This window comes from Acetanaerobacterium sp. MSJ-12 (genome assembly GCF_018917875.1).
GTDB lineage: Bacteria > Bacillota > Clostridia > Oscillospirales > Ruminococcaceae > Bittarella > Bittarella massiliensis.
The window spans coordinates 16762-38065 of record NZ_JAHLPK010000002.1; the positions used below are offsets into that span (position 1 = coordinate 16762).

Here is a 21304-nt window from a genome sequence, read left to right on the forward strand (position 1 = left end):
TACATGTGGAACATGAGACGCAATACTGAATTTTACTACCATCTACCATAGAAGGCTGCGCGGGTGAGGCTCTCCTGCCTCGCCCGCGCAGCTTGCCCTGCTTATCGGGGCGATGCCTGAAACGCAGTAACTTTTGCGGGAGGTACGAGATGAAATCGACCAAACAGACGCCCGAGGTGAAGGCCATCGCGGGCAAGCTCAAACGGCATTTCGGCAAGACCCTGGAGAACGCCACCAGAGAGGAGCTGTACAAGGCCAGCGCCATGTGCATCCGCGACGAGGTGGTGGACAAGTGGACCGCTGCCAACGCCGCAGTGGAGAAAAAGGGCCTGAAAAAGGTCTACTATATGTCCGCCGAGTTCCTGATGGGACGGGCCTACATCAACAACCTTGTCAACCTGGGGCTGTTGGAGCGGTACAAGGCCGCCTTTGAGAGCCTGGGGCTGGACATCGAGGAGGTCGCCTCGCAGGAGCGGGACGCCGGCCTCGGCAACGGCGGCCTGGGCCGCCTGGCCGCCTGTTTCCTGGAATCGCTGGCCACCCTTGACCTGCCGGCCATGGGCTGCGGCATCCGCTACGAGTACGGGCTGTTCAAGCAGCGCATCATCGACGGCGAGCAGGTGGAGATGGAGGACAACTGGCTGGAAGACGGCTGTGTCTGGGAGATCGAGCGCCCCGACGAAGAGGTGGAGGTCCACTTTGGCGGCGAGATCGTCGAGACCTGGACCGACCACAAGATGAAGGCCGAACACAAAAACTACTACACCGTGATGGCGGTGCCCTACGACATGCCGGTGGTGGGCTACAAGAGCAAGTGCCCGGCCACCCTGCGGCTCTGGAGCGCCCGGGCCAAAGACCGCTTTGACCTCAAGAGCTTCAACTCGGGCGACTACATGCAGGCCATGCAGGAGAGGGAGGCGGCCGAGGTCATCAGCAAGGTGCTCTACCCCGACGACAGCCACGAGCAGGGCAAACAGCTGCGCCTCAAACAGTTTTACTTCATGACCTCCGCCACCATGCAGAACCTGGTGCGCACCCACAAGGAGCGCCACGGCGACCTGCACAGCCTGCCCAACTACGTGGCGGTGCAGATCAACGACACCCACCCCACTCTGGCCATGCCGGAACTGATGCGCATCCTGATGGACGAGGAGAACTATACCTGGGAGGAGGCCTACAACATCGTCTCCCGGATGTTCAACTACACCAACCACACCATCATGGCGGAGGCCCTGGAGTGCTGGGAGGAGGGGATGTTCAAGGCCCTGCTGCCCCGCATCTACTCCATCGTGCAGGAGCTCAACCAGCGCTACTGCGAAAAGCTGAACCGCTACTACCCCGGGGACATGGACCGCATCAGCGACATGGCCATTGTGGCCTACGGCCAGATCCGGATGGCCAACCTCTGTGTGGCCGTCGCCCGCCGGGTCAACGGGGTGTCCCAGCTGCACGGGGCCATCCTCAAAAACGACCTCTTTGCCGACTCCTACAAGATCTACCCCCAGAAGTATCTGGCCATCACCAACGGCATCACCCACCGGCGCTGGCTGGCCGTGGCCAACCCGGCCCTGACCCAGCTGATGACCGAGACCATCGGCGACGGCTTCATCAAGGACTACCGCCAGTTTGACAAGCTGATGGAATACACCGAGGACGAGGCCTTTTTGGAGAAGTTCGCCGCCGTCAAGCAGCAAAACAAACAGCGGCTGGCCGACTACCTCTTGAAAAAGCAGGGGATCGAAGTCAACGTCAACTCGATCTTCGACGTGCAGGCCAAGCGGCTGCACGAGTACAAGCGGCAGCTGCTCAAATGCCTGCACATCCTCTACCTCTACAACTCCCTGCAGCAAAATCCCGACGCGGTGACCACCCCCATCACCTTCTTCTTTGCCGCCAAGGCCGCCCCCGGGTACGCCCGGGCCAAGAGCATCATCCGCCTGATCAACACCATTGGCGAACTGGTGAATAACGACCCGGCCACCAAGGGCAAGCTGCAGGTGGTGTTCATCGAAAACTACGAGGTCTCCTCGGCCGAGGTGCTGATCCCCGCCACCGACATCAGCGAACAGCTCTCCACCGCCGGGTTGGAGGCGTCGGGCACCGGCAACATGAAGTTCATGATGAACGGCGCCGTGACCATCGGCACCATGGACGGGGCCAACGTGGAGATCTACGACCAGGTGGGGCCGGAGAACATCTACATCTTCGGGGCCAACGTCAAAGAGATCAAGACCATGCAGACCTACAAGACCTACCGCCCCGGCGAGTACTTCGAGAAAAACCTCGACGTGCGCGCCGCCCTGGACCGCCTCATCGACGGCACCCTGCCGGGGGTCTCGGCCCACCGCTTCTCCGACCTCTACCAGTCGCTGCTCTTCGGCGACTTCGACGGGGCCGACAAGTACTTTGTCCTCCACGACCTGCCCTCCTACATCGGCAAGTTCGCGCGGGCCTACAAAAAGTACTGCACCGACCCCAAGGGCTGGCAGAAGATGGCCGCCATCAACACCGCCAAGTCGGGGGTGTTCAGCAGCGACCGCACCATCACCGAGTACAACGACAAGATTTGGAAGCTGGAAAAACTGAAGTAAAGGCGGGACAGATATGAGTATCCCTTTGAAGCCGGGGGTGGCTGCCCGGCACCTGAGCCTGGACAGCCGCTACCGCAGCCCTCTGGGGGCCATGCCCACCGGGGGGACGGTGCAGCTCTGGCTGGAGATCACCGAGGGCCAGGTGGAGGAGGTCTCCCTCCGCGTCTACCGGGACGATTCGCCCCAGGACCTCCCCATGACTCGGGAGAAGGACGGCCGCTACGCCGCCGAATTGGCGGTGGGGGAGAAGCCCTGCGTGCTCTGGTACCAGTTCGTGCTCACCCTGCCGGGGGGGCGGCACCTCTACTGCGGGCTGCCCTTTGGGCAGATGGCGGGGACCGGCTCTGTCTACACCGAGCCGCCGGCCAGCTTTCAGCTAACCGTCTACGACCGGGACTTTGCGACCCCGGACTGGGTGAAGAAGGGGGTCATGTACCAGATTTTTCCCGACCGCTTCAAACAGGGGGACCCCCGCAACGCCAGCAAGGGCCGCCGCTACCACGAGAAGATGGGGCGGACGGTGCGGCTGCACGAGAGCTGGGACGAGCTGCCCGACTACCTGCCTGCCGAGGGGGAGGAGTTCTACACCCCCTGCGACTACTTCGGGGGCGACCTGAAGGGGATCGAGGAGTCCCTGCCCTACCTCAAGGAGATGGGGGTGACCGTCCTCTACCTAAACCCCATTGTGGAGGCCGACTCCAACCACCGCTACAACACCGGCGACTACAAGAAGGTGGACCCCCTGTTGGGGAGCAACGCCGCCTTCGCCAGCCTCTGTCTCAAGGCCAAGGAGTGCGGCATCCGTGTCCTCTGCGACGGGGTGTTCTCTCACACCGGCAGCGACAGCATCTACTTCAACAAGCTGCAAAACTACAACAATCTAGGCGCCTACCAGGGGGAGCAGTCCCCCTACTACCGGTGGTTCCACTTTTTCGGCGACCGGGAACACTACCGCAGCTGGTGGGGGTTTGACACCCTGCCCGAGGTCAACGAGAGCGAACCCAGCTGGCAGGAGTACGTGATCACCGGCAAAGGCAGCGTCTTTGACTGCTGGCTGCGGCTGGGGGCCTCTGGTTTCCGGCTGGATGTGGCCGACGAGCTGCCCGACGAGGTCATCTCCCTGATGCGCAAAAAGGTCAAGTCCCGCAGCGAGAACAACCTGCTGCTGGGCGAGGTATGGGAAGACGCCACCATCAAGGAGAGCTACGGCCACAAGCGCCAATACGCCCTGGGCCGGGGGCTTGACAGCGTGATGAACTACCCCTTTCGGGGGGCGGTCATCGACTACCTGTTGGAAAAATCCACCGCCTTTGAGCTGCGGGACTTCCTCTGTGCCCAGCAGGGCAACTACCCCAAACCCATGTACTACAGCCTGATGAACCTGCTCTCCTCCCACGACGTGGCCCGCATCCGCACGGTGCTGGGCACCGAGATCGACGGGGAGGGGATGGAGCGGCCCGACCAGGCCGCGTTCCTGCAGGGCATCGGCGACTACGAGGCAGCCCAGGGCAAAGGACGCACCCGTCTGGCCATGGCGCTGCAGTTTGCCGTCCCCGGCATCCCCAGCACCTATTACGGCGACGAGTGGGGGATGCAGGGCCTCAAAGACCCCTTCAACCGGGCCCCCTTCCGCCCCAAAGGGGAGGAGGAGCTGCACCAGGTGGTGCAGCGGTTGGGCTCCCTGCGGGCCGCCACCCCCGCCCTGCAGACCGGCCACGCGGCCTTCTTCGCCCCCGCCCACGAGGTCATTGGGGTGTTGCGCTTCTGCCTGGACGGGCAGGACGCCTTTGGCGAGGCGGCCGAGGACGGCACCTACCTGGTCCTCTGCAACCGGGACGAGGTGGACCAGGAGCTGACCGTCGACCTGCGCCAGCCCTTCCCCGGGCTGGACGAGCCGGTTTTGGCGCGGCTGCGCGACGAGCCCTACGCGGTGGCGGAAAACGTCTGGAGCGGCGTCATCTCCCCGGTGGAAGAGGGGAAGGTCACCCTGACCCTGCCGGCAGAGGATTTTGCTGTCTACCAGGTGCGCTAGAGAAAGTCAGTGAGGGATAAACGAGCGGGAACAGCCCTACAGGGCTGTTCCCGCTCGCTCTTTGTTTGGGGAGGAAAACAGGCTTGTGAAAAAGGGGGAGGGCCCGGCGCTGTGATTGCGCCGGGCCCTCTTTATTCCCCGCGCCGGCAGAGCCGGGTTGGGGGGATAGGACTGCCAAAAATTGATTGGGGGTGAGAACGCCGTTCTCTTCTCACTGGCACCATCCTATCAGCTCTCGGTCACAGATTTGGTCACAAAACAGAAAAAAACGAAAAAATAGAAAAGATTTTTAACCGGGTTTGCCTTCTGCCGGGCTGGCCCTCCCCCGCGGGGAGAACGGGCTTCCAATACGGCGCAAAAGGGGAGGGCGCGCAGGTTTTAGCCGCGCGCCCTCCCCGCAAAGGCAGTCGATAGCAAGGGGCTATTTGGTCAGCTCATCCATCAGGGCGCTGACAGCTGTGACCAGCTTGTCAAACTTCTCGTCCGCCTCGGCCTGGGTCTTGCCGCTGGCCGAGAGATAGGCCTTCAGCTTGGGCTCGGTGCCCGAGGGGCGGAGGATGAAGCTGCCCCCGTCGATCTGGTAGCTGAGCACGTCCGATTGGGGCAGGGTGATGGCGCTCTCCTCGCCGGTGGCGCAGTTCACCTGTTTTTGCAGCAGGTAGTCGGCGTAGGCGGTGATGGGGTAACCGGCGATCTCCTTGGGGGCGTTGGCGCGCACGGTTTTGACCGCCCCCTGGATCTTGGCGATCCCCTCTTTGCCGGCCAAGGTCTTGGAGAGGACCTTCTCGTCAAAATAGCCGTACTTCTCGTAGAGGGCGCAGAGGGCGTCGTAGAGGTTCATCCCCTTCTCGGCGTAGTAGCAGGCCATCTCGGTGGTGAGGGTGGCGGCGATACAGGCGTCCTTGTCCCGCACGAAGGTGCCGCTGAGATAGCCGAAGCTCTCTTCAAAGCCAAAGAGGAAGGTCCCCTTGCCGGTGCGCTCGCTGAGCTTGATCTGCTCGGCGATGAACTTGAAGCCGGTGAGCACCCGGCGCAGCTCCACCCCGTAGCGGGCGGCGATGACGTCGGCCATCTCGGTGGAGACGATGGACTTGACCACGAACTCGTCGCCCTTGCGGTCACCGGTTTTCTGGGAGAGGATGTAGTCCAGCAGCAGCACCCCGATCTGGTTGCCGGTGAGCACCTGGAAGGAGCCGTCCTTCTGCCGCACGGCCACCCCCAGGCGGTCGCAGTCGGGGTCGGTGGCCAGCAGCATGTCGGCCCCCACCTGGTTGGCCAGCTCGGTGGCCAGCACAAAGGCGGCGGGGTCCTCGGGGTTGGGGGCGCTGACAGTGGGGAATTTGGGGTCGGGCAGCTCCTGCTCCTTCACCACGTAGAGGTGCTGAAAGCCCAGCCGCCCCAGCACAGTGCGCACCGGGATGTTGCCGGTGCCGTGCAGCGGGGTGTAGACGATGTTGAGGGAATCCTTCTGGGCGTCGATGGCCGAGCGGTTGATGCAGACCGAGAGCACATCCTGGTAGTACTGCTCGTCGATCTCCTTGCCGATGAAGTGCAGCAGCCCCGCCTCCTCGGCGGCCTTCTGCTCCATGGGGGCGACCGAGAAGATGTCGGTGATCTTTTCAATGTAGCCGGTGACGGTGGCCGCGTCCTCCACGGCCAGCTGGCCGCCGTCCTCCCCGTAGACCTTGTAGCCGTTGTACTGGGGCGGGTTGTGGCTGGCGGTGATGACCACCCCGGCGATGCAGCCCAGCTTCAGCACCGCGTAGGAGAGCTGGGGAACCGAGTGCAGGCACTCGTAGAGGTAGACCTTGACGCCGTTTTGGCAGAGGACCAGGGCGGTCTCCAGGGCGAAGCGGTCGCTGTACAGCCGGGAGTCATAGGCGATGGCGACCCCCCGATTGGCCCCGCCGATCTCGTTGATGTAGTCGGCCAGCCCCTTGGTGGCCTGGCGGACGGTGAAGATGTTCATCCGGTTGGTGCCAAGACCGATGGTGCCCCGCATGCCGGCGGTGCCAAATTCCAGCGGCTTGTAGAAGCTGTCCTCGCAGAGGGCGTCGTCAGCGCCGATCTGGGCCAGCTCCCCCTCGTATTCGGTGCCCTTCAGGGCGGCGCTCCAGGCCGCATAGGTGTCCTTGTAGCTCATGGTCATTTCCTTCCTTTCCCATTTGGTCTCAAAAGAGAGGTGTATTCCCTCAGCGGCCGGCGGGCAACCGCCCATACGCCGCTGTCTTTTGACAAAGTGACTCTGCCAGTTCGGGGCCCAGGGCCCCGGGGGTCAGCCGCCAGCACCAGTTGCCGCCGGTGGTGGAGGGGGTGTTCATCCGCGCCTCGCTCCCCAGTTCCAGCAGGTCCTGCACCTGAAAGATGCAGAGGTCGCAGACGCTGGCGAGGGCGGCCCGCAGAAAGGGGGCGCTGCACCCCACTTCCAGCGAAAAGCCCAGGTAGTCGGCGGCGTACCGGCGGGTGTGTTCCCCCGCCTTTTCAAACCAGCCGGCCAGGGTGTCGTTGTCGTGGGTGCCGATGTAGACCACGCTGTTTGCCCGGTGATTGTGGGGGAGATAGGCGTTGTCGCTCCCCCCGTCAAAGGCGAATTGCAGCACCTTCATCCCCGGGAAGCCGGATGCCTCCAGCAGCTTGTGGACGTCGGGGGTCAGGTAGCCCAGATCCTCGGCAATCAGGGGCAGGTCGTCGCCCAGCGCCTTTTTCAGCGCCTGAAAGAAGGGGAGGCCCGGCCCAGTCTCCCAGTGGCCGCCCTGGGCGGTCTCGTCCCCAAAGGGGATGGCCCAAAAGCTGGAAAAGCCCCGGAAGTGGTCGATGCGCACCAGGTCGCAGCACTGCAGCTGCAGTCCCAGCCGCTGGATCCACCAGCGGTAGCCCGAGCGCTTCATCCGCTCCCAGTCGTAGAGGGGGTTGCCCCAGAGCTGGCCGGTGGGGGAGAAGTAGTCGGGCGGGCAGCCGGCCACAAAGCGGGGCTGCCGCTCCTCGTCCAGCCAGAAGAGCTGGGGATTGGACCAGACGTCGGCTGAGTCCATGGACACGTAGAGGGGGATGTCGCCGATGATGCCCACCCCCTGGGCGGCGGCGTACTCCTTGAGGGCGGCCCACTGCTTAAAAAAGAGGTATTGCAGGTATTTGTGGTAGGCGATGTCATCCTTTAAAAGGGTGCGGTAGCGGCGCAGGGCGGCGGGCTCCCGCAGGCGGATGTCCTCCTCCCACTCCTGCCAGGGGCGGCCGCCGAAATGGCCCTTGAGGGCCATGAAGAGGGCGTAGTCCCCCAGCCAGTGGATGTGTTTGCGACAAAAGGCGAGGAAGCCCGACTGATCGGTCTGCTTTTTGGCCCGCTGGTAGGCGGCGCGCAGCACCCCCTCCCGGTGCTGGTAGATGCGGCCGTAGTCCACCTGTTGGGGGTCGTCTCCCCAGTCGGGGGCCGCCGCCTCTTCTGGGCGGAGGAGACCCTCCTCCGCCAGGGTGTCCAGGTCGATGAAATAGGGGTTGCCGGCAAAGGCCGAAAAGGGCTGGTAGGGGGAGTCCCCGTAGCTGGTGGGGCCGATGGGCAGTACCTGCCACCACCGCTGCCCGCTGCGGTGCAAAAAGTCGACCCAATCCCGGGCCGCCCGCCCCAGGGTGCCGATGCCGTGGGGCGAGGGAAGGCTGGTGACAGGGCACAAAATGCCGCTGCTTCGTTCCATGAATACGCTCCTCAAAAGGCGCCGCCAATTGCAAAAAGAGCAGAGAAAACCCCGCTCATATAGGAATATGCCAAAAAACTTGGAATATATTTGTACGTGTTACACGAAAACACAAAAGGCGAGAACCGTTAATTTGTTTATTTTATTCTACGGCTTTTTCCCCTGCAAGTCAATATCTGGGAGGCATTTTCGGGGGCGCTAAGGGCGGGGGGAAGGAGCGACCAAAAAAGGGGAGATGTGGTTGACAAAGTAGGGGAGATGTGGTATAGTAAACACCGTCAAAGACAGTCGGTGTTGATGGCGCGTAGGATCCACCCGTTCCCATCCCGAACACGGAAGTTAAGCTACGCAGCGCTGAAGATACTTGGCGGGAAGCTGCCTGGGAAAATAGGGCGATGCCGACACAAAAGCGGCCTGTGAAAGCAGGCCGCTTTTTTTTGTTTTTCTCCCTCTTTCCCTTTTCCCCTTCCTGTACCAGTATTGTCCCCAGCGCGCGCCGGGGGCCGCGGCCTCATCTGTCAGGCGCTGGATTGCAGAGTGCGAGGGAAGTGCCGTCGTCAAGCGCAATTGTGCGGGTTGAGCGATTTTGGTGGCGGGGGCGCCGGGGCTGCGCCGTTCGCTGTTCGCCCTGCCCATCTGTGGCGCTGCGCCCGCCCGGCGGGAGAGCTTCAAAAGGGGGGCGGCTGCTGGAAGAGCGAGGGAGATATGGCAAGCCCGTCTGCCGGGGCTTTGAGTGGGGAAAAGAGCGCTGTTCTCCCCGGACAGGGCCTTCTCCCCTTTTGATTGGGCCTGGCCCTCTCTGGCTAGATTTCGGCTTTTGTCTGGACCATCGCTCATCTCGGATTGGGCCCCATTCTCCCGGCCAGGTTTGGATCCTTTTCGACCGGGACTCGTTCTCTCAGTTGGACTTTGGCCCTTTCTGGTTGAGGTCTCTCTTCTCCGGCAGGACCTCATTTTTCCCAGTCGGCCTTTTCCCTTCTCGGTCAAACCTCTTTCCTCTTCGGTTGAACGCTCGTTTCCCCAGCTAGAGGGATCGCCTTTTCCAGCTGGGCTTCGCCCATCTCGGCTGGGATCCGTCCCCTCTGGCCAGGCTTCGCCCCCTGTCTGGGCGTTCACCCTTCCTATTTAAAATTTACCCTCTCTGGCAGGGATTCGCTTCCCCCAATCGGCTTTTTCCCTTTTCGGCCAAAGCTCGTGCATCTTCGGTTGAGTTTTTATTTCTCCGGCTGTGGGATTTGTCTTTCCTGGTGGTTTTTGGCCACCAGCTCTTCCCACTAGAGCCCTGTTTTTCCCAATTGCCGTCCCCTCTCGCTTCCCCCCGGCTAGCCCCTCCCCCTTTCCGACCGGTCCTCCAGTTGCCGCTCCGGGAAGGGAGGGCGGGGGAACACTTGTCAAAGCGGGAGGGGGGACTTCGCTTTTCCCTGCCCCGTGCCCCGCTGTCCGGCCGCTGTGGGTGCGGCCGGGCAGCGGGAGGACCCGCGGCGGCGCGCTGCCATCCGACAGAAGCCCACTTTTAGGGATCCGCGCACAAAAAATAAAAAAATTTGCAAAAGTTGAAGACAGGGGCGACCCTCGATCGTTTTATAGACAGAGCCGCCTGAAAGGAGGGAATGCCAGGGATGCGGGAGAGCGAATTTGAAGAGCTGATGAAGCAGTACCAAAACCTGGTATTCACTGTCTGCTACCAGCTGGTGGAGGATTACCAGGAAGCGCAGAACCTGACCCAGGAGACCTTTTTGGCGGCCTATCGCTTTGTCGACAACTGCGAGGGCAAACACATCCGCCCCTGGCTCTGTCGGGTGGCGGCCAACAAGGCCAAGGACTTTTTAAAGAACAGCTACCGCCGCCGCACCCAGCTCGACGGCGAGGGGGCGCTGGCCGCAGCGGTGGCCGACCCATCCCCGCCGCCGGATCAGCAGTACATAGAGCAGGAGTCGCGGGAGCGGGTGGCCGCCGCCATCGAGGGGCTGAAAGAGCCCTACCGCAGCGTGCTGGCCCTCTCCCTACTAGAGGAGAGGACCGCCACCGAGATCGCCATCACCCTGGGTCGCCCCCTGAAAACGGTGCAGACCCAGCTGGCCAGAGGGCGGGAACGACTGAAAAAACAACTGGAAGGGGAGAGGGAAGATGACGCTGTTTGACCGAGATGGACACCTGACCGGCCAGGCCCTTGCGGCCTTGCAGGCCGGTGGCCTGCCCGAGGAGAGCCGCCTCGAAGTGGCCGAGCACCTGGCCAGCTGTGACCGCTGTGTGGCCGCCTACAGCGCGCTGCTCTCCCCCGAAGGGCTGCTGACCCCGCGGGAGCCGGTCGCTCCCCGGGTGATGGAGACCCTGCGCCGGCGGGAGCGCCGCCTCCGGCTGCGCCAGTGGGGCACCATGGCGGTGGCCGCCTGTCTGGCCATTGTCTTTTGGGTGTCGGGGGTCTTTACCGGCAGCTTTTGGTCCCGCACTGAGGGGGAGGACGTCCCCTCCCTGGCCCGGCAGACCGCGGCCTTTGTGGATCAGGTGAGCCAGAAGACCGGCGACCTGATGAACCAATTTGATTTGAGAGAGGTATTTCAAAATGAGAAAGAGTAAATTTTTGACCTTCTTCTGGTCCCTCCTCCCCGGCGCGGGGCAGATGTATCTGGGGCTGATGCGCCGCGGCGTCTCGCTGATGGCCCTCTTCTTTGGAGCCATCGCCGTTGCGGGGTGGCTGAACATCGGGCTCTTCCTCTTTGCCATCCCGGTGATTTGGTTCTACGCCTTCTTCGACGCCATGAACCTGGGCAGCCTTCCCTACGACGCCCTGCAGTACCGCCGCGCCTGCGACGACTTCCTCTGGAAGCCCAGCGACATGGAGGGGCTGAAAAAGCGGCTGGGCGGCAAGACCCAGATTTGGGTCGGCCTGGGCTGCATCGCCTTGGGGCTGTATGTGCTGCTGGACAATCTGCTGATGCCCTACCTGCGGCGGGTCCTGGCCCACTCGGGCCTGTTCTGGGACATTGTCAACAGCCTGCCCACCCTGGTGGTGGCGCTGGCGGTCATCGCCTTGGGGTTCTATCTGGTGATCGGCCGGAACAAGCGGGAGAAGGAGATTCCCTTTGTCCCCTATCAAGGAGAGGAGGAGAGCGAGCATGACGGAGAATAGCACCCCCCGCGACGAGCGCAGAGAGGAGCCCTTTGCCGCGGGCGCTCCCCGGCAGGAGGGGGCCGGCGATCCCCAGTCGGGCCCTGTGCCCGGCGGCCAGACCCCGCCCCCCAATGGCGGCCCCTGGCAGGGCCCCGGATACGGCGCGCCTGTGGGGCAGGTGCCGGTCTACCCGGTCCCGCCCCGCGACAAGCGGCGCCGGGTGGGCACCTTCAGCCTGGGGCTGGCCCTTATCTATGCCGGCGCCCTGGCCATCCTCAACCTGGTGATCCCCAACTTCCATCTCCTGAGCGCCCTGCGCTGGGCCCCGCTGCTACTGGTGGCCCTGGGGCTGGAAATCATCGCCTCCCACGTGATTTTGCGGGGAGAGCGGTTCAAGTACGACTTTCTCAGCGGCTTTCTCTGCCTCATGCTGACATTGGCAGGGGTGGGGGCGGCGGCCGCTACCCCCCTGCTGGACTACTACACCCCCCAGCGGGCGATGGCCGAGCGGCGGGTGGAGCGCCAGCTGGAAGACCAGCTGTACGAGCAGTTGAAGGGCGACGTGCAGATCGCCGGGATGAGCGTCTGGGTGGACATCCGCGACCCCCAGGTGGGGGAGGAGTTCTCCGCCGGCGATTTGGGCGACCTGGACAGCGTGCACCTGGACCTGAGATTGCAGGGCGAGTTTGCCGACAAGCTGGCCTTTGCCACCGCCGTGCGGGGGATACTGGACCAACTGGACGCGCTGGGGGTGCGGATGGACCGAATCTCCTTCAGCGCCGAGGGAAATCGGGTCGCCTACAGCTTACAGGTGCAGGATCAGTTCCAGCTGCACATGCGCACCGACTTGCTGGAAAAACAGGTCGTCGTCCACGGCGATCCCGTCGGCGAAGTCGACTAGCGCCATTTATAGAGAAAAGCCCTCTGCCGGTCGGCAGAGGGCTTTTTGACGCTCATCCTCGCTGGTCCGCCCGGTCGAGAACGTAGAGAAAGGCGGCGGCAATGGCCTCCTTGGGGATCACCGTCCCCAGCTTGGCGATGTCCAGGGGGTTGCGCAGCTCCCCCGCCATCCGCAGCGCCGCCTCCTGGGAGAGGGAGCGCTTTTTCCGCCTGGCCCAGACCGCCCTGCGCGCCCGCAGGGAGTGCAGAAAGCCGGCGGCGGTGTAGGTGGGGGTGTGGGGGACGGAGAAGAGCTCCCCCGCCACCTCGGCGCAGCGCAGGGCCATGTCCTCGTAGCTGCGCAACCGGTAGCCGTAGGGGCGAAAGAGGGTGCGCACCGCGCGCTGCAGGCCGATGCGGGTCAGGGGGGAGAGGCCGCCAAGCAGCGCCTCCAACTCGGCCCGGGTGATGCGCAGCAGGGGGAGGAGGGCGTCCCCCTCCCCCCGGGCAAAGGTGTAGGCAAACCCGTCGCGCAGCCCCAGGGCCTTCCGCCCGTCCTGGGCCCCCACCGCCAGGTTGTGGCGGGCCTGCCGTGGGGAGAAGTCCAGCACCGGCCCCAGGTCCCAGTAGCAGTCGATGACCCGGGCGCGCTTGAGACTGCCCGGCCGCTTGACGCCGGGGGCGTGCAGGTCCACCGCCCAGATCTCGTCGGCCCCACAGCGGCTGGCCAGCTCCACCGGCAGGTTGTCGTAGTAGCCCCCGTCCATGTAAAATTTGCCGTCGATCTCCCACCGCTGTAGGGCGGGGAAGAGGGAGCTGGACGCCATCAGGTAGTCGATGAGCCTGCCCGCGGGGATGTCGCGGCAGAGCAGGGTGCAGGGCTTGAGGGTGGGGTACTCCACCGTCACCAGCCCCAGCTCGGTGGGGGAGCGGCGCACCCGCCCCTCGTCGATGCAGCCCTCCAGCAGGGCCTTGAGGGGAGAGGTGTCGACGCCGCCGTTTTGCAGGTATTGGCTGACAAACCCCACCGCGGTGGTCACCGCCTCGGCAGGCGGAAGGGCGCCCAGGGACGCCGCGTCCAACTGCAGCACCGCCTCGGTGGTGATCTGCCGCCAGAGGGCCTCCGCCCGGTCCAGGTCGCCCTGGGCGATGAGGGCGGCATTGAGCGCCCCCACCGAGGTGCCAGTCACCACTCCGAAGGAGAGCCCTCCTTCCTCGGCCAGGGCCCGGTATACCCCGATCTCATAGGCCCCCCTGGCCCCGCCGCCGGACAGCACCAGTCCCCGCATGCCGTCGCCCTCCTCTGTAGCCGCCCGACTCTGCAGAGTGGGCTGTTTGACTTTATTCTACCACAAGTCTGCCCCGATCGGCCGCCCTTTTTGCGGGGGCGAAAATATACAGAGGATGCATTAAAAATGAATAATATGCCGTATAAATTTATATTTTTGCCGTTTCGCACAAAACAAAAGGCATTTTATTGCGAATAATAGGCGGGAAAAGAGGGGAAAAGGGGTAGACAAACGGGTAATGCTTGCGTATAATTATACATGCACTCCCCCGAACAAAGGGGACAGCACCCCAAAACACACAAGGAGGAATTTCTCATGCCCGAAAAGATTGCCGACGCCGTTCAGCCAGATGCCTGGTACGAGGCGCTGCCCAGACCCCAGTACGCGACCCTGGAAGCAGTCGAGCAGCCCGACCCCTGGTTCTCGGTCTACAGATTGCCTCACGACGTCTACGCCATCTACGAGCCGGGCCACTTCCAGGAGGTCATCTCCTACCTGGTCCTGGGCGGTGAGAAAGCCCTCCTCATCGATACCGGCATGGGGATGGGCAACATCAAAAAGGTGGTGGACTTCCTCACCGACAAGCCGCTGGTGGTGGTCAACACCCACAGCCACTTCGACCACATCGGCTGCAACTGGATGTTTGAAAAGGTGCACATCTACAACCACCCCGGCGCCATCAGACGGATGAAAGAGGGGCTCACCCACCAGGAGGTGGAGGACAACTTGAAACCCGGTTCCAACTGGATCCCCTACCCCGCCGACTTCGTCCCCGAGGAGTACGCCATCAAGCCCTGCAACTACGTGCCCATCGAGAACGGGCACCAGTTTGACCTGGGCGGCCGGGTGCTCACCGCCTTCAACACCCCCGGGCACTCGCCCGACAGCATCATGCTCGCCGACGACGCAAACAAGCTGCTCTTCACCGGCGACACCTTCTACCCCGCCACCCTCTACGCCCACCTGGATTCCCACGACGGGCTCAAATCGGTCATCGACACCTATAAAAAGACCATGGAGGAGGTGGCCGCCAAGTACGGCGACTACACCCTCATCTGCTCCCACAACGAGCCCATGAGAGAGGGCAAGACCCTCGGCCAGGTGGCCGACGCCTTTGCCGCCATCGAGACCGGCGACCTGCCCTACCAGGAGGACGAAAACCACCTGAAAAAGTACACCTTTGACGGCTTCTGCATCGTCACCCTGTAAGCCGCGATCCCATTTCTATAAAGAGCCGGGGAGAGAAAAGCCCGGCGCACATTGAGAGGAGAAACAAAAGATGAATGCAATCAAGAAAATTCTGGCGACCACCCTGGCGCTGAGCATCGGCGCCCTGTCCCTGGCCGGCTGCGGCGGCAAAAAGACCGAGGGCACCGGCAAGGCCTACGACAAAGAGGTCATGACCCCCGGCAAACTGGTGGTGGGCATCTCCGCCGACTACCCGCCCTACGAGTCCCTGGGCAACGACGGCAAGGTCGAGGGCTTTGACGTGGACATGGCAAACGAACTGGCCAAGTACATGGGCAAAGACGGCCAGCCCATCGAGCTGGAGTTCAAGAACATGGACTTCCACAGCATCATCACCGCCCTGCAGGCCGGGCAGATCGACGTGGGCATCTCCGCCTTCACCTATGACCCCGAGCGCGACTGCCTCTTCAGCGACACCTACCTGACCAGCGAGCAGCTGGTGGTGGTCAGCAAGGAGTCCGGCTACAAGAACCTGGAAGACCTGACCGGCAAGAAGATCGGCGCCGGCACCGAGACCACCGGCGCCAAGGCCGCCGAGGAGAACATCAAAGACGCCAAAGTCTCCAGCCCTGGCGACTACACCGTCATGTTTGAGGCCCTGAAGACCGGCGCCCTGGACGCGGTGGTCTGCGACGGCCAGGTGGCCAAGAACTATGTGGCCGCCAACAGCAACCTGGAGATCCTCGGCGACCCCCTGGTGAAAGAGGAGAACCAGATCATTGTCAAAAACGGCAACAACGAGCTGCTCAAAGAGATCAACAGCGCCATCGCCCAGTTCCTGGCTTCCGATGCGCCCCAACAGCTCAAAGACAAGTGGGAGATCGAGGGCTAAGCGCCTCGCCCCGCGAGAAGTGAACTTTTAAAGCGGGAGGGCCCCGTGTCCCCCGGCGAACAGTGGAGGCAGGCCCCCGGGCCTGTCCTCTCGCCGTCTCGGGGCGTCCGCCGCCGACTACTTGAGTAAAGGATTGTTCTGATTATGGATATTGTCCAAAAGATTTTTACGGCAGACAATCTGCTGTTTATGGCCCGCTCCGCCGGCTGGTCCATCATCATCGCCGTCTGCGCCCTGCTGGCCGGCACGGTGCTGGGAATTCTGGCGGCGGCGGCCCGCATCTCCAAGAGCAGGATCCTGCGGGCCATCTCCACGGTCTATGTGGAGTTTATCCGCGGCACCCCCATGCTGGTGCAGATCCTCTTCTGGTTCTTGGGTTTCCCCGTCGTCTGCAAGGCGATCACTGGCTCGGCCGTGAACATCGACCCCTACGCCATCGGCATCATCGCCATGGGCATCAACAGCGGCGCCTACTCCTGTGAGCTCATCCGCTCGGCCATCATGGCCGTCGACCGGGGCCAGTGGGAGGCCGCCCAGGCCCTGGGGCTGAGCTACACCGGGATGATGCGCCACATCATCCTCCCCCAGGCCTTTAAGCGGATCGTGCCGCCCCTGGTCAGCGAGTTTGTCACCCTCATCAAGGACTCCTCCCTGATTTCCACCATCGGCGCGGTGGAGTTGACCCAGAGCGCCAAGGTGCTGGGCGCCCGGTACTACAACTTCATCCTCCCCCTGGCGCTGGCCTGTGTGGTCTACCTGACTTTGACCCTGACCATCTCCCACTTTGGCAAGAAGATTGAAAGGAAGTTGGCTGAAAGTGATTAAACTCGAACACATCAACAAGAGCTTTGGCTCCCTGCAGGCGGTGAAAGACGCCAACCTGAACGTGGAGAAGGGGGAGATCATCTGCCTGATCGGCCCTTCGGGCTCCGGCAAATCGACCTTGCTGCGGTGCATCAACGGGCTGGAAGTGCCCGAGAGCGGCACCATCACCATCGACGGCCAGGTGCTCAACACCGGCGACAAAAAGGGTGCCAAAGAGCTGCAGAAACAGCGCGCCAAGATGGGCTTTGTCTTTCAGCACTTCAACCTCTTCCCCCACATGACCGTCCTCAAAAACCTCACCCTGGCCCCGGTGCAGGTGCTGGGCCGCACCCAGGAGGAGGCCGAGGCCAAGGGGCGGGAGCTGCTGGAGCGCGTCGGGCTGGCCGACAAGGCCGACAGCTACCCCAACTCCCTCTCCGGCGGGCAGAAGCAGCGGGTGGCCATCGCCCGCAGCCTGGCCATGGAGCCGCAGATCATGCTCTTTGACGAGCCCACCTCCGCCCTCGACCCCGAAATGGTGGGCGAGGTGCTGGACGTCATGAAGGAACTGGCCACATCGGGGATGACCATGATGGTGGTCACCCACGAGATGGGCTTTGCCAGAGAGGTGGCCACCCGGGTCATCTTCCTGGACGAGGGGCAGATCCTCGAAGAGGCGACCCCCGAAGAGATTTTCAAGGCGCCCAAACACCCCCGCACTAAGGAGTTTTTGAGCAAGGTCCTCTGAGACGTGAAGGAGGGCCGCCGAGACAAGCCGTCCCGGCGGCCCTCCTTGCAATTGTAAGAAATTTGTGCGCATTTTAGCGCCCTTTTGCCGGTTGCGCCCCGACCGGCTTTGCGGTATCCTGAAGGGGTAGAAGGGGGCGATTTGGCCCCCTGTGAAACAGGAGGGATCTGCGATGAAGACTTGTCCCCACTGCGGCACCCATTGGGAGGACGACTGCTGTTTTTGCCAGCGGTGCGGCGCCCCCTTGCCGCCGCCTCCGCCGCCCTATGGCGCCGCTCCGGTGCCACCCCCGCGGCCGGTCTACCCCGGCGCGCCGTCGGGCACCACCTACCTGGTGTTCTCCATCCTTGCCACCCTGCTGGGCTGCTTTTTCTGTTTCCCCTTTGGCCTCATCGGCATTGGGGGGATCGTCTATGCCTCCCAAATCGAGGGCGCCCTGGGCCGGGGCGATCTGGCGGGGGCCCGCACGGCGGCCAACCGGTCGCTGATCTTCACCATCCTCGCCGCCGCCTCGCCGCTGATCGCGGTGCTCTTTGGCCTTTTGGCGGGCTTTGGCAGCATCTTCGGCTGGCTGTTCTGGTAGCGACGTCTGTGTGCATCCGGCGGGCGGGCCGCTCCCCTTTTGGGGGGCGGCCCGCTTTTTTGCCCCTGGCAATTGCGCCAAACTTTTGTCGTCAACTATGGGGAAAACACGACTGGCAACCGGTTGCAGAGATGGAGTATAATAAATAACATAGAGTAGTGCGCTGCGGCGCTGATGATAGGAGAGGAGCAGAGCGGGTGGCCAAGAGCTTTTTATACAACCAGATCAAACAGGACATCATCCACAAGATCGATGCAGACATCTACAAAAATGGCGACAAGCTCCCCAGCGAGGCCCAGCTGGTGGAGGAGTACGGCGTCAGCCGCAACACGGCCAGCCGAGTCCTCAACGACCTGGTGGAGGAGGGGTATGCCCGCCGCCGCCAGGGCAAGGGCACCTTTGTCTACAACCAGAAAATCGACAACCGGCTGCAGGGGATCCAGAGCTTTACCGACATGTTCGAGCGCAACAACAAAAACCCCTCCACCAAGGTGCTCGCCTACGAGGTGGTGGACGAGCCCCCGGCCCGGGTGCGGGAAAACCTGCACCTGGGGGAGGGGGAGAAGGCCATCCGCCTCTACCGGGTGCGCTATGCCGACGACACCCCCGCTGTCCTCAACGAGACCTTTCGCAGCTTCAGCCGGTTTGAGGGACAGATGGAGTGCGACCCCGCCACCGTCTTTTCCTACGGCTATCTGAAAAAGCTGAAAAACATCTACCCCGTCCACTCGGAAGAGGTGCTGGAGATCGCCCTACTGGGCCCGGAGGAGGCGGTGCTCCTGGAACAGAAGGTGGGGGCCCCCGCCTTTTTGGTGAAGTCGGTCACCTCCGACAACACCGGCCAGCCGCTGGAGGTGGTCAAGTCCCTCTACCGGGCCGACCTCTTTCAGTTCTCGGTGGTTCTCGACCAGGAGGACCCAGGCCGATAGAGCGTACAAAAAAAGAGCGCCATTCCCGATGGGGGAGTGGCGCTCTTTTCTTCGTTGTCTAGAACAGGGGGATATCAGCTGTCCAGCGAGAAGGTGTTGCCCCCCTCCGCCTTGGCCTGGTAGAGGGCCTTGTCCGAGCGGTGGTACAGCTCTTCAAAGGTGTCGCCCGGCCGGGCGATAGCAATGCCCACGCTGGCGCTGATGCCCGCGTGGCGGTCTTCGCAGCGCTCTACCAGCCGGCGGCAGAAGGCTTCGGCCAGCTGGGCGGCCGCGGCGGCGCTTTGCCCGGGCAGGCAGGCGATGAACTCGTCGCCCCCTAGCCGGCCCAGCACCCCGCCGGCAAAGGACGATTCCATGCAGCGGGCCAGCTCGACGAGGATGTCGTCCCCCATCTGGTGGCCAAATCGGTCGTTGACCGACTTGAAGCGGTCCAGATCCAGCAGGAAAAAGGCCGCCGTCTCGCCGGGCTGCAGGGCGTCCAGCAGCCGCAGCACCTCCCTTTCACAGGTGCTGCGGTTGTAGAGGCCGGTGAGTCCGTCGGTCTGGGAGCGGTGGAGGAGGAAATCCCGCTCGGCCCGCTCCTTTTCGATGTTGCGCAGCTTGCCGATGCAGTAGAGGGGGTGTCCCTCCTCGTCGTAGAGGCAGATGCGCAGCAGGGAAAACCAGGCGGAAGAGCCGTCGGCTAGGGGACAGCGGATCTCCGCCTGCACCGATTTTTGGTTGAGGTCGAATGCCTGTTTGGCCACCTGCTCATCCCACCCCACCAATTCGGGGAAGAGCTCCTTCGCCCGCTCCCGGTAGTGGGGGATGACGAGGTCGCAGCCAAAGGCCTTGGCGAACTTGTCGGAGACGGTGAGGGCGTCGGCCCGCACGTCGTATTCAAAGAGGAATTCGTCGCTGAGCTCGGCGATGGTGCGGTAGCGCTGTCCGTCCAGCACCAGCCGCTGCTGGTGGCGGATTTTGGTGCGCACAAAAAAGATGACCAGCCCCAGCACCACGGCGAAGAGGGCGACGACCGCCAGCACCGATTGCAGGGGGTAGGCGTAGAGCAGCCCCATCAGGCTGATCTTCGGCTGGGTGGTGAGGGTGTTTTGAAAGACGGCGTCCTGCCGCTCCCGCTCGGAAATGCTGCCGATGGCCTTGCTGAGCACGGTGAGCAGGGTGGTGTCCGCCGGGCGGCGCAGCGCCAGGCAGAGCCCGGCGCTGGAGTCGTCCAGGGGGGAGTAAACGAGGTTTCTGTAGGAGCGGTTTTGCAGGTACTGCTGCAACAGGTAGGAGTTGGTGACAAAGGAATCGACATCCCCCCGCTCCACCGCCTGCAGGCAGGCCCCGGGGGTGTCGTACCAGACCAGCTCCTGTCCGGCCAGCTCGTCGGTCACCGGATAGCCCCGCAGACAGGCGGCCCGGTTCTCCTTGCCGGGGTCAGTGGCGTTGCCGCGCACCAAAATGCGCTGCAGAGGCAGGTAGGACTGGGTCAGGGTGAGGCCGGCCTCGGTGGCCGCCTCCGCGTTGGGGGGCGCCCCGATGAGGATGTCGGCCTCCCCCGACTGGACCATCTCCACCCCCTCCTGGTAGCTGCCCACCTCGCGGTAGTCCAGGGAGAGGCCGGTCTCGCGGCAGATCTGTTCCAGCAGGGTGGCGCTCACCCCGGTGAACACCCCCTTTTCCTGGTGGTGCAGGGGATCCCATCCGGCGGGGTAGACCGCCCGCAGGGTGCCGCAGGAGGCGATGTAGTCCCGCTCCTCCTGGCTCAAAAAGAGGGTCGGATCGTCATTGTCGCCAAAGTACTTCTCGTAGAGCTGGGTGTCGTAGTGAAAGTCCACCTCGCGGATCTTGGCGAGGCCGGTGTTGAGGCCGCTGATGATGGCTGTGTTCCCCTTGGTGGTGGCAAAGTAGTGGGGGCTCTCGGCAAAACGGGCGATGATCCGCCGCCCCGAGTCCACCGCGGTGTCCCCCTCCAACAGGGCGTCCACCTCGCCGCTCTCCAGCGCCTGCAGCCAGGTCTCTTCCCCCTGGTAGGTGACCACCTGGGCGTCGACGCTGTTGGCCGCGCAAAAGCTCTTAAAGTGCTGGATGCGCCGCTTGGCGGTGGCCTGGGCCCTCACCCGGATATTGGAGAGGGCCGAGTAGTCGCTCTCGCTGAAACGGCTGTCGTCGGCGCGCACCGTCAGCACCGCAAAGGAGGTGCCGGCGCTGTACTCGGGAAAGTCGTAGAGCGCCTCGGTCTGCTCGCTGCGGAGCATCCCCCCCATCAAGTCAATCTCGCCAGCTGCCAACATGTCGAGCAGCTTGGTGAGGGAGGTGTCGATATCCCCCTCGACCTCGACAAACTCGTACTCCCAGCCGGTGTATTTGGCGATTTCCTGTAAGTACTCGTAGGTGTAGCCGGTGTACTCCCCGTCCGCGGTCTTCTCGGAAAAACCGGGCAGGATGGGGAAGCCCACCCGCACGGTGGCGGTGGCCTGGGGCTGTGCCGCCAGGGCCGCGCCGGGCCCGCTCAGGCAGAGCAGTGCACAGAAAAGGGCGCAGAGGAGGGCGATCCCCCGCTTGCCGTGTCGAAACATCAAA

Annotated in this window: 16 protein-coding genes and 1 rRNA gene; 13 read left to right on the top strand and 4 right to left on the bottom strand. The window is 63.3% G+C overall.

All coding sequences use genetic code 11. The features are described 5' to 3' along the window. The first annotated feature begins 149 nt into the window (after positions 1-149). Together KQI11_RS02120 and KQI11_RS02125 are read left to right on the top strand one after the other, a co-directional pair. Positions 150-2591 carry a glycogen/starch/alpha-glucan phosphorylase gene (locus KQI11_RS02120; protein ID WP_185916003.1) on the top strand — a complete coding sequence of 814 codons (2442 nt, stop codon included), beginning with the start codon at positions 150-152 and terminating at the stop codon, positions 2589-2591. Positions 2592-2604: 13 nt separating this feature from the next. Further along, positions 2605-4623 carry a glycoside hydrolase family 13 protein gene (locus tag KQI11_RS02125; RefSeq protein ID WP_216400920.1) on the top strand — a complete coding sequence of 673 codons (2019 nt, stop codon included), beginning with the start codon at positions 2605-2607 and terminating at the stop codon, positions 4621-4623. Positions 4624-5044: 421 nt separating this feature from the next. On the opposite strand, the gene KQI11_RS02130 is transcribed toward KQI11_RS02125, so the two are convergent. Together KQI11_RS02130 and malQ are read right to left on the bottom strand one after the other, a co-directional pair. Continuing rightward, a complete protein-coding gene (locus KQI11_RS02130; protein WP_216400921.1) occupies positions 5045-6766 on the bottom strand; it encodes a phospho-sugar mutase in 1722 nt (573 codons plus the stop codon). 49 nt (positions 6767-6815) lie between these two features. After that, the gene (malQ, locus tag KQI11_RS02135) at positions 6816-8312 is read right to left on the bottom strand and encodes a 4-alpha-glucanotransferase (RefSeq protein ID WP_216400922.1); all 1497 of its coding nucleotides are present in this window, start codon (positions 8310-8312) and stop codon (positions 6816-6818) included. Between the two features lie 287 nt (positions 8313-8599). Between malQ and rrf the strand changes: the two genes are divergently transcribed. From rrf to KQI11_RS02160, 5 genes are all read left to right on the top strand, one after another. Beyond that, positions 8600-8716 (top strand): 5S ribosomal RNA (rrf, locus tag KQI11_RS02140). 1215 nt (positions 8717-9931) lie between these two features. After that, positions 9932-10453 (top strand): RNA polymerase sigma factor, encoded by a 522-nt coding sequence (locus KQI11_RS02145; RefSeq protein ID WP_216400923.1) that lies wholly within the window; start codon positions 9932-9934, stop codon positions 10451-10453. Continuing rightward, a complete protein-coding gene (locus KQI11_RS02150; protein WP_216400924.1) occupies positions 10440-10889 on the top strand; it encodes a zf-HC2 domain-containing protein in 450 nt (149 codons plus the stop codon). Before KQI11_RS02145 ends, KQI11_RS02150 begins: the two co-directional genes overlap by 14 nt. Continuing rightward, complete coding sequence (locus KQI11_RS02155; protein WP_216400925.1) at positions 10876-11442, top strand: hypothetical protein; 567 nt, start codon at positions 10876-10878, stop codon at positions 11440-11442. The genes KQI11_RS02150 and KQI11_RS02155 overlap by 14 nt, the downstream gene beginning before the upstream one ends. Further along, entirely contained in the window at positions 11429-12325 is an 897-nt protein-coding gene (locus KQI11_RS02160) for a hypothetical protein (protein WP_216400926.1), read from the top strand. Before KQI11_RS02155 ends, KQI11_RS02160 begins: the two co-directional genes overlap by 14 nt. Positions 12326-12377: 52 nt before the next feature. On the opposite strand, the gene KQI11_RS02165 is transcribed toward KQI11_RS02160, so the two are convergent. Continuing rightward, positions 12378-13592 (bottom strand): patatin-like phospholipase family protein, encoded by a 1215-nt coding sequence (locus KQI11_RS02165; protein ID WP_216400927.1) that lies wholly within the window; start codon positions 13590-13592, stop codon positions 12378-12380. 315 nt (positions 13593-13907) lie between these two features. Between KQI11_RS02165 and KQI11_RS02170 the strand changes: the two genes are divergently transcribed. The 6 genes from KQI11_RS02170 (at position 13908) to KQI11_RS13395 (ending at position 18736) form a co-directional block, all read left to right on the top strand. After that, positions 13908-14801: an MBL fold metallo-hydrolase gene (locus KQI11_RS02170; RefSeq protein WP_185915994.1), complete on the top strand. Its 894-nt coding sequence runs from the start codon at positions 13908-13910 to the stop codon at positions 14799-14801. Positions 14802-14871: 70 nt separating this feature from the next. Further along, on the top strand, positions 14872-15672 hold the full coding sequence (locus KQI11_RS02175; protein WP_185915993.1) for a transporter substrate-binding domain-containing protein: 801 nt from the start codon (positions 14872-14874) through the stop codon (positions 15670-15672). Between the two features lie 144 nt (positions 15673-15816). Beyond that, positions 15817-16497 carry an amino acid ABC transporter permease gene (locus KQI11_RS02180; RefSeq protein ID WP_216400928.1) on the top strand — a complete coding sequence of 227 codons (681 nt, stop codon included), beginning with the start codon at positions 15817-15819 and terminating at the stop codon, positions 16495-16497. Beyond that, complete coding sequence (locus KQI11_RS02185; RefSeq protein ID WP_185915991.1) at positions 16490-17224, top strand: amino acid ABC transporter ATP-binding protein; 735 nt, start codon at positions 16490-16492, stop codon at positions 17222-17224. The genes KQI11_RS02180 and KQI11_RS02185 overlap by 8 nt, the downstream gene beginning before the upstream one ends. Positions 17225-17396: 172 nt before the next feature. Continuing rightward, positions 17397-17807, top strand: a complete 411-nt coding sequence (locus KQI11_RS02190) for a CD225/dispanin family protein (protein WP_216400929.1) — start codon at positions 17397-17399, stop codon at positions 17805-17807. A gap of 197 nt (positions 17808-18004) precedes the next feature. Beyond that, positions 18005-18736, top strand: a complete 732-nt coding sequence (locus KQI11_RS13395) for a GntR family transcriptional regulator (protein ID WP_216400930.1) — start codon at positions 18005-18007, stop codon at positions 18734-18736. Between the two features lie 74 nt (positions 18737-18810). On the opposite strand, the gene KQI11_RS02200 is transcribed toward KQI11_RS13395, so the two are convergent. Continuing rightward, complete coding sequence (locus tag KQI11_RS02200) at positions 18811-21300, bottom strand: GGDEF domain-containing protein (RefSeq protein WP_216400931.1); 2490 nt, start codon at positions 21298-21300, stop codon at positions 18811-18813. Positions 21301-21304 lie beyond the last annotated feature (4 nt).

Excerpts from the sequence above, each read along its gene's own strand:
- KQI11_RS02120 (WP_185916003.1), top strand. The coding sequence starts at position 150 with ATGAAATCGACCAAACAGACGCCCGAGGTGAAGGCCATCGCGGGCAAG.
- KQI11_RS02125 (WP_216400920.1), top strand. The coding sequence starts at position 2,605 with ATGAGTATCCCTTTGAAGCCGGGGGTGGCTGCCCGGCACCTGAGCCTG.
- KQI11_RS02130 (WP_216400921.1), bottom strand. The coding sequence starts at position 6,766 with ATGAGCTACAAGGACACCTATGCGGCCTGGAGCGCCGCCCTGAAGGGC.
- malQ (WP_216400922.1), bottom strand. The coding sequence starts at position 8,312 with ATGGAACGAAGCAGCGGCATTTTGTGCCCTGTCACCAGCCTTCCCTCG.
- KQI11_RS02145 (WP_216400923.1), top strand. The coding sequence starts at position 9,932 with ATGCGGGAGAGCGAATTTGAAGAGCTGATGAAGCAGTACCAAAACCTG.
- KQI11_RS02150 (WP_216400924.1), top strand. The coding sequence starts at position 10,440 with ATGACGCTGTTTGACCGAGATGGACACCTGACCGGCCAGGCCCTTGCG.
- KQI11_RS02155 (WP_216400925.1), top strand. The coding sequence starts at position 10,876 with ATGAGAAAGAGTAAATTTTTGACCTTCTTCTGGTCCCTCCTCCCCGGC.
- KQI11_RS02160 (WP_216400926.1), top strand. The coding sequence starts at position 11,429 with ATGACGGAGAATAGCACCCCCCGCGACGAGCGCAGAGAGGAGCCCTTT.
- KQI11_RS02165 (WP_216400927.1), bottom strand. The coding sequence starts at position 13,592 with ATGCGGGGACTGGTGCTGTCCGGCGGCGGGGCCAGGGGGGCCTATGAG.
- KQI11_RS02170 (WP_185915994.1), top strand. The coding sequence starts at position 13,908 with ATGCCCGAAAAGATTGCCGACGCCGTTCAGCCAGATGCCTGGTACGAG.
- KQI11_RS02175 (WP_185915993.1), top strand. The coding sequence starts at position 14,872 with ATGAATGCAATCAAGAAAATTCTGGCGACCACCCTGGCGCTGAGCATC.
- KQI11_RS02180 (WP_216400928.1), top strand. The coding sequence starts at position 15,817 with ATGGATATTGTCCAAAAGATTTTTACGGCAGACAATCTGCTGTTTATG.
- KQI11_RS02190 (WP_216400929.1), top strand. The coding sequence starts at position 17,397 with ATGAAGACTTGTCCCCACTGCGGCACCCATTGGGAGGACGACTGCTGT.
- KQI11_RS02200 (WP_216400931.1), bottom strand. The coding sequence starts at position 21,300 with ATGTTTCGACACGGCAAGCGGGGGATCGCCCTCCTCTGCGCCCTTTTC.